This window comes from Pusillimonas minor (assembly GCF_014237865.1).
GTDB lineage: Bacteria > Pseudomonadota > Gammaproteobacteria > Burkholderiales > Burkholderiaceae_B > Neopusillimonas > Neopusillimonas minor.
Genome location: NZ_JACJUU010000030.1, coordinates 1 through 5,500, shown reverse-complemented (window position 1 = coordinate 5,500; position 5,500 = coordinate 1). Strand labels below are relative to the sequence as shown.

The following is a 5,500-nucleotide window of genomic DNA, read 5'->3' as shown; positions in this document are numbered from 1 at the left end:
CTTGACAGCAAATGAGGCTGCTGTAGAATGCGCGCCTCGGTTGAGACGAAAGATCTTAACCAACCGCTCTTTAACAACTGAATCAAGCAATTCGTGTGGGTGCTTGTGGAGTCAGACTGATAGTCAACAAGATTATCAGCATCACAAGTTACTCCGCGAGAAATCAAAGATGTAACCAACGATTGCTGAGCCAAGTTTAGGGTTTCTTAAAAACCCAAAGATGTTTGAACTGAAGAGTTTGATCATGGCTCAGATTGAACGCTGGCGGCAGGCCTAACACATGCAAGTCGAGCGGTAGAGAGAAGCTTGCTTCTCTTGAGAGCGGCGGACGGGTGAGTAATGCCTAGGAATCTGCCTGGTAGTGGGGGATAACGTTCGGAAACGGACGCTAATACCGCATACGTCCTACGGGAGAAAGCAGGGGACCTTCGGGCCTTGCGCTATCAGATGAGCCTAGGTCGGATTAGCTAGTTGGTGAGGTAATGGCTCACCAAGGCGACGATCCGTAACTGGTCTGAGAGGATGATCAGTCACACTGGAACTGAGACACGGTCCAGACTCCTACGGGAGGCAGCAGTGGGGAATATTGGACAATGGGCGAAAGCCTGATCCAGCCATGCCGCGTGTGTGAAGAAGGTCTTCGGATTGTAAAGCACTTTAAGTTGGGAGGAAGGGTTGTAGATTAATACTCTGCAATTTTGACGTTACCGACAGAATAAGCACCGGCTAACTCTGTGCCAGCAGCCGCGGTAATACAGAGGGTGCAAGCGTTAATCGGAATTACTGGGCGTAAAGCGCGCGTAGGTGGTTTGTTAAGTTGGATGTGAAATCCCCGGGCTCAACCTGGGAACTGCATTCAAAACTGACTGACTAGAGTATGGTAGAGGGTGGTGGAATTTCCTGTGTAGCGGTGAAATGCGTAGATATAGGAAGGAACACCAGTGGCGAAGGCGACCACCTGGACTAATACTGACACTGAGGTGCGAAAGCGTGGGGAGCAAACAGGATTAGATACCCTGGTAGTCCACGCCGTAAACGATGTCAACTAGCCGTTGGAAGCCTTGAGCTTTTAGTGGCGCAGCTAACGCATTAAGTTGACCGCCTGGGGAGTACGGCCGCAAGGTTAAAACTCAAATGAATTGACGGGGGCCCGCACAAGCGGTGGAGCATGTGGTTTAATTCGAAGCAACGCGAAGAACCTTACCAGGCCTTGACATCCAATGAACTTTCTAGAGATAGATTGGTGCCTTCGGGAACATTGAGACAGGTGCTGCATGGCTGTCGTCAGCTCGTGTCGTGAGATGTTGGGTTAAGTCCCGTAACGAGCGCAACCCTTGTCCTTAGTTACCAGCACGTCATGGTGGGCACTCTAAGGAGACTGCCGGTGACAAACCGGAGGAAGGTGGGGATGACGTCAAGTCATCATGGCCCTTACGGCCTGGGCTACACACGTGCTACAATGGTCGGTACAGAGGGTTGCCAAGCCGCGAGGTGGAGCTAATCCCATAAAACCGATCGTAGTCCGGATCGCAGTCTGCAACTCGACTGCGTGAAGTCGGAATCGCTAGTAATCGCGAATCAGAATGTCGCGGTGAATACGTTCCCGGGCCTTGTACACACCGCCCGTCACACCATGGGAGTGGGTTGCACCAGAAGTAGCTAGTCTAACCTTCGGGAGGACGGTTACCACGGTGTGATTCATGACTGGGGTGAAGTCGTAACAAGGTAGCCGTAGGGGAACCTGCGGCTGGATCACCTCCTTAATCGACGACATCAGCTGCTCCATAAGTTCCCACACGAATTGCTTGATTCATTGAAGAAGACGAAAAGAAGCAGCCCGAAATTGGGTCTGTAGCTCAGTTGGTTAGAGCGCACCCCTGATAAGGGTGAGGTCGGCAGTTCGAATCTGCCCAGACCCACCAATTTTGTGTGGGAAACGCCTGTAGAAATACGGGGCCATAGCTCAGCTGGGAGAGCGCCTGCCTTGCACGCAGGAGGTCAACGGTTCGATCCCGTTTGGCTCCACCACTACTGCTTCTGTTTGTATAAAGCTTAGAAATGAGCATTCCATCGTGGTGATGGTGAATGTTGATTTCTAGTCTTTGACTAGTTCGTTCTTTAAAAATTTGGGTATGTGATAGAAAGATAGACTGAACGTTACTTTCACTGGTAACGGATCAGGCTAAGGTAAAATTTGTGAGTTCTCTTAATTGAGAAATTCGAATTTTCGGCGAATGTCGTCTTCACAGTATAACCAGATTGCTTGGGGTTATATGGTCAAGTGAAGAAGCGCATACGGTGGATGCCTTGGCAGTCAGAGGCGATGAAAGACGTGGTAGCCTGCGAAAAGCTTCGGGGAGTCGGCAAACAGACTTTGATCCGGAGATGTCTGAATGGGGGAACCCAGCCATCATAAGATGGTTATCTTGTACTGAATACATAGGTGCAAGAGGCGAACCAGGGGAACTGAAACATCTAAGTACCCTGAGGAAAAGAAATCAACCGAGATTCCCTTAGTAGTGGCGAGCGAACGGGGACTAGCCCTTAAGTGGCTTTGAGATTAGCGGAACGCTCTGGAAAGTGCGGCCATAGTGGGTGATAGCCCTGTACGCGAAAATCTCTTAGTCATGAAATCGAGTAGGACGGAGCACGAGAAACTTTGTCTGAATATGGGGGGACCATCCTCCAAGGCTAAATACTACTGACTGACCGATAGTGAACTAGTACCGTGAGGGAAAGGCGAAAAGAACCCCGGAGAGGGGAGTGAAATAGATCCTGAAACCGTATGCGTACAAGCAGTGGGAGCCCACTTTGTTGGGTGACTGCGTACCTTTTGTATAATGGGTCAGCGACTTATTTTCAGTGGCGAGCTTAACCGAATAGGGGAGGCGTAGCGAAAGCGAGTCTTAATAGGGCGTCTAGTCGCTGGGAATAGACCCGAAACCGGGCGATCTATCCATGGGCAGGTTGAAGGTTGGGTAACACTAACTGGAGGACCGAACCGACTACCGTTGAAAAGTTAGCGGATGACCTGTGGATCGGAGTGAAAGGCTAATCAAGCTCGGAGATAGCTGGTTCTCCTCGAAAGCTATTTAGGTAGCGCCTCATGTATCACTGTAGGGGGTAGAGCACTGTTTCGGCTAGGGGGTCATCCCGACTTACCAAACCGATGCAAACTCCGAATACCTACAAGTGCCGAGCATGGGAGACACACGGCGGGTGCTAACGTCCGTCGTGAAAAGGGAAACAACCCAGACCGTCAGCTAAGGTCCCAAAGTTATGGTTAAGTGGGAAACGATGTGGGAAGGCTTAGACAGCTAGGAGGTTGGCTTAGAAGCAGCCACCCTTTAAAGAAAGCGTAATAGCTCACTAGTCGAGTCGGCCTGCGCGGAAGATGTAACGGGGCTCAAACCATACACCGAAGCTACGGGTATCACGTAAGTGATGCGGTAGAGGAGCGTTCTGTAAGCCTGTGAAGGTGAGTTGAGAAGCTTGCTGGAGGTATCAGAAGTGCGAATGCTGACATGAGTAACGATAATGGGTGTGAAAAACACCCACGCCGAAAGACCAAGGTTTCCTGCGCAACGTTAATCGACGCAGGGTTAGTCGGTCCCTAAGGCGAGGCTGAAAAGCGTAGTCGATGGAAAACAGGTTAATATTCCTGTACTTCTGGTTATTGCGATGGAGGGACGGAGAAGGCTAGGCCAGCTTGGCGTTGGTTGTCCAAGTTTAAGGTGGTAGGCTGGAATCTTAGGTAAATCCGGGATTCTAAGGCCGAGAGCTGATGACGAGTTACCTTTTAGGTAACGAAGTGGTTGATGCCATGCTTCCAAGAAAAGCTTCTAAGCTTCAGGTAACCAGGAACCGTACCCCAAACCGACACAGGTGGTTGGGTAGAGAATACCAAGGCGCTTGAGAGAACTCGGGTGAAGGAACTAGGCAAAATGGCACCGTAACTTCGGGAGAAGGTGCGCCGGTGAGGGTGAAGGACTTGCTCCGTAAGCTCATGCCGGTCGAAGATACCAGGCCGCTGCGACTGTTTATTAAAAACACAGCACTCTGCAAACACGAAAGTGGACGTATAGGGTGTGACGCCTGCCCGGTGCCGGAAGGTTAATTGATGGGGTTAGCTAACGCGAAGCTCTTGATCGAAGCCCCGGTAAACGGCGGCCGTAACTATAACGGTCCTAAGGTAGCGAAATTCCTTGTCGGGTAAGTTCCGACCTGCACGAATGGCGTAACGATGGCGGCGCTGTCTCCACCCGAGACTCAGTGAAATTGAAATCGCTGTGAAGATGCAGTGTATCCGCGGCTAGACGGAAAGACCCCGTGAACCTTTACTATAGCTTTGCACTGGACTTTGAATTTGCTTGTGTAGGATAGGTGGGAGGCTTTGAAGCGTGGACGCCAGTCTGCGTGGAGCCATCCTTGAAATACCACCCTGGCAACTTTGAGGTTCTAACTCAGGTCCGTTATCCGGATCGAGGACAGTGTATGGTGGGTAGTTTGACTGGGGCGGTCTCCTCCTAAAGAGTAACGGAGGAGTACGAAGGTGCGCTCAGACCGGTCGGAAATCGGTCGTAGAGTATAAAGGCAAAAGCGCGCTTGACTGCGAGACAGACACGTCGAGCAGGTACGAAAGTAGGTCTTAGTGATCCGGTGGTTCTGTATGGAAGGGCCATCGCTCAACGGATAAAAGGTACTCCGGGGATAACAGGCTGATACCGCCCAAGAGTTCATATCGACGGCGGTGTTTGGCACCTCGATGTCGGCTCATCACATCCTGGGGCTGAAGCCGGTCCCAAGGGTATGGCTGTTCGCCATTTAAAGTGGTACGCGAGCTGGGTTTAGAACGTCGTGAGACAGTTCGGTCCCTATCTGCCGTGGACGTTTGAGATTTGAGAGGGGCTGCTCCTAGTACGAGAGGACCGGAGTGGACGAACCTCTGGTGTTCCGGTTGTCACGCCAGTGGCATTGCCGGGTAGCTATGTTCGGAATAGATAACCGCTGAAAGCATCTAAGCGGGAAACTAGCCTCAAGATGAGATCTCACTGGAACCTTGAGTTCCCTGAAGGGCCGTCGAAGACTACGACGTTGATAGGTTGGGTGTGTAAGCGCTGTGAGGCGTTGAGCTAACCAATACTAATTGCCCGTGAGGCTTGACCATATAACACCCAAGCAATTTGACTACTCTAACGAGCATCAGATTGCGGTGTGTGAAGACGAAGATGAACCGAAAGTTCGACGCTCACAAAACACCGAAAGCTGTCACATACCCAATTTGCTGAAGCGAGGCCAGCTGGCCACGACTCAGTACCCGAATTTCTTGACGACCATAGAGCATTGGAACCACCTGATCCCATCCCGAACTCAGCAGTGAAACGATGCATCGCCGATGGTAGTGTGGGGTTTCCCCATGTGAGAGTAGGTCATCGTCAAGATTAAATTCCGAAACCCCAATTGCGAAAGCAGTTGGGGTTTTGTTTTGGGCGCTCGAAAA

At 51.1% G+C, this 5,500-nt stretch carries 2 tRNA genes and 3 rRNA genes; all 5 read left to right on the top strand.

Going from position 1 to position 5,500, the window contains the following annotated elements:
* Positions 1-226: 226 nt before the first annotated feature.
* The 5 genes from GTU67_RS15000 (at position 227) to rrf (ending at position 5,441) form a co-directional block, all read left to right on the top strand.
* A 16S ribosomal RNA gene (locus GTU67_RS15000) occupies positions 227-1,763 on the top strand.
* An 82-nt stretch (positions 1,764-1,845) separates the two neighbouring features.
* Positions 1,846-1,922 (top strand) — tRNA-Ile (locus GTU67_RS14995).
* Positions 1,923-1,952: 30 nt separating this feature from the next.
* A tRNA-Ala gene (locus tag GTU67_RS14990) sits at positions 1,953-2,028 on the top strand.
* 247 nt (positions 2,029-2,275) lie between these two features.
* Positions 2,276-5,167: ribosomal RNA gene (locus GTU67_RS14985) — 23S ribosomal RNA — on the top strand.
* A 158-nt stretch (positions 5,168-5,325) separates the two neighbouring features.
* Positions 5,326-5,441 (top strand): 5S ribosomal RNA (rrf, locus tag GTU67_RS14980).
* Together the 16S, 23S and 5S rRNA genes with 2 tRNA genes alongside form the textbook arrangement of a ribosomal RNA operon.
* The last annotated feature ends 59 nt before the right edge of the window (positions 5,442-5,500 follow it).